The 2,160-nt window shown below is 70.0% G+C and carries 2 protein-coding genes and 1 pseudogene; 2 read left to right on the forward strand and 1 reads right to left on the reverse strand.

Annotated elements, in window-relative coordinates:
- Together U9R90_RS35710 and U9R90_RS35715 are read left to right on the forward strand one after the other, a co-directional pair.
- Positions 1 to 248: pseudogene (locus U9R90_RS35710) on the forward strand (slipin family protein); the annotation flags it as partial.
- Positions 249 to 524: 276 nt separating this feature from the next.
- A complete protein-coding gene (locus U9R90_RS35715; protein ID WP_411061619.1) occupies positions 525 to 1,607 on the forward strand; it encodes a S1 family peptidase in 1,083 nt (360 codons plus the stop codon).
- A gap of 73 nt (positions 1,608 to 1,680) precedes the next feature.
- Here U9R90_RS35715 and U9R90_RS35720 read toward each other — a convergent pair whose 3' ends face one another.
- Positions 1,681 to 2,154, reverse strand: a complete 474-nt coding sequence (locus tag U9R90_RS35720) for an SRPBCC family protein (protein WP_411061620.1) — start codon at positions 2,152 to 2,154, stop codon at positions 1,681 to 1,683.
- Between the last annotated feature and the right edge of the window lie 6 nt (positions 2,155 to 2,160).

The following is a 2,160-nucleotide window of genomic DNA, read 5'->3' on the forward strand; positions in this document are numbered from 1 at the left end:
AGAAGAACTCCACCCTCGTCCTGCCCTTCCCCGTCGAACTGCTCCGCTTCCTGGAACGCTCCACCCACAATGCGCCGATTCCGCCCGACTCGGGGAACGCCTCATCGGCACGCGCGATCCCGGACGAGCCCCGGCAAGGCATCGACGAGCCTCGGCGAGGTCTCACGGAATCCGGTGTCGAGACCACGGAATCCGGCGCCCAGGCCGCGAAATCCGACGACGGACCGACGAGAACTGGACAGGACTAGTCCTTACGCGTTGCCGATCGCGTGCTCGCGTGGGGTGTTTGCTTCAGGAACCGACATGGTGTGACCACCGGTACCCAACGGGCAGGGGGCGCACAACCGTTGTCGTGCGCGCGTCCTGAAGTCGACCTTGTGTGCTACCTGTCGGTACCGGAAGAGTGTGCTCCACCCATCTGCAGGGGCGCGGCCATCGGCGGATGCCCGAGTCCACGCACGCACACCTCCGGGTCCGGCACCCCCACAACGGCCGGGCTCGATCCCCCCACAGGAGGACCAGACTTGAAGCACCGACGCATACCCAAGCGGCGGGCGGCCATGGCGGGCGCGGGTGTCGCCGCGCTGGTGGCCGCGGGCGTGACCTTCCAGACTGCGAACGCCAACCAGAGCCCCGAGGTCCCCGAGGTGAAGACCCTCTCGGTGGCCGCGGCCGGAAAGCTCGCCGCGACCCTGGACGCGGACCTCGGCACCGACACGGCGGGTACGTACTACGAGGCGAAGTCCAAGACCCTCGTCGTGAACGTGCTGGACGAGACGGCGGCACGCGAGGTCCGGGAGGCCGGAGGCAAGGCCAGAGTCGTCGCGAACTCCCTGGCGGACCTGAAGCGCGCCCGTACCGAACTGACCGACCAGGCGACCATCCCCGGCACCTCCTGGGCCACCGACCCGACCACCAACAAGGTCGTCGTGACGGCGGACAGCACGGTCAAGGGCGCCGACTGGGCGAAGCTCAGCAAGGTCGTCGAAGGGCTTGGCGGCAAGGCCGAACTGAAGAAGACCGAGGGCGAGTTCGAGAAGTTCATCGCGGGCGGTGACGCCATCCTCAGCGGCGGCGGGCGCTGCTCACTCGGCTTCAACGTCGTCAAGGACGGCGAGCCGCACTTCCTGACCGCGGGCCACTGCGGCAGCTCCGGGAGCGCCTGGACCGACCAGCAGGGCGCCGCGCTGGGCACCATGGTCGCCTCGGACTTCCCCGGGAACGACTTCGCGCTCGTCAAGTACGACAGCGGCGTCGACCACCCGAGCGCCGTCAACCTCTACAACGGCAGCAGCCAGGAGATCACCCAGGCAGGTGCGGCCACGGTCGGCCAGCAGGTGACGCGCAGCGGCTCCACGACCCGGGTGAACAGCGGCGAGGTCACGGCCCTGGACGCCACCGTGAACTACGGCAACGGCCAGGTCGTCACCGGGCTCATCCAGACCACGGTCTGCGCCGAGCCGGGCGACAGCGGCGGCTCCCTGTTCGCGGACAGCACCGCGCTCGGGCTGACCAGCGGGGGCAGCGGCGACTGCACGTCGGGCGGTACGACCTTCTTCCAGCCGGTGCCCGAGGCGCTCCAGGAGTTCGGGGCCGAGATCGGCTGACGCCACTCTGCCCGTAGAGACCCGGCCCGCCACACCAGGCGGGCCGGGTCTCGCACGTCTCGAAGACGGGCTCTCAGCCGCCCGGCCGCCGCAGCAGCCTCTTGAGGGCGAGACCGAAGACGACGCGCCCCGCTCGCGCGGTCAACGGGTCGAGAAAGCGAGGGAGTTTCGCCAGGCGCAGCTCCTCGCGCCAGACGACGTACGCCCCGGTCCCTCGCGGATGTACCTCGATCTCGGCCCAGCCCGTGATGAACGTTCCCTGCTTCACCAGGCGGCAGCGACCTGCCGGAGCAGCGGCCCCTGGTGTCCCCGGTGGCCCCGGTGCCCCCGGCGGCTCCCAGACGGTCACCTCCATGGGGTCGTCAAACGCCAGGCGCCCGATACCGGTACGGGCCACGAACCGGGTACCCCGCCGATTCGGTGCAGCGGTCCGTACGACCGTCCTGGTCAGCGGGACATGGGCGGCGTGCAGCGGCCAGTCGGTCAGCCGCTCCCAGGTCTCCTGGACGGACAGCGGTGACGGTCGTACGACACGGAAGACGGGCACCAGGCC

This window comes from Streptomyces sp. E11-3, assembly GCF_046540415.1.
Taxonomy (GTDB): domain Bacteria; phylum Actinomycetota; class Actinomycetes; order Streptomycetales; family Streptomycetaceae; genus Streptomyces.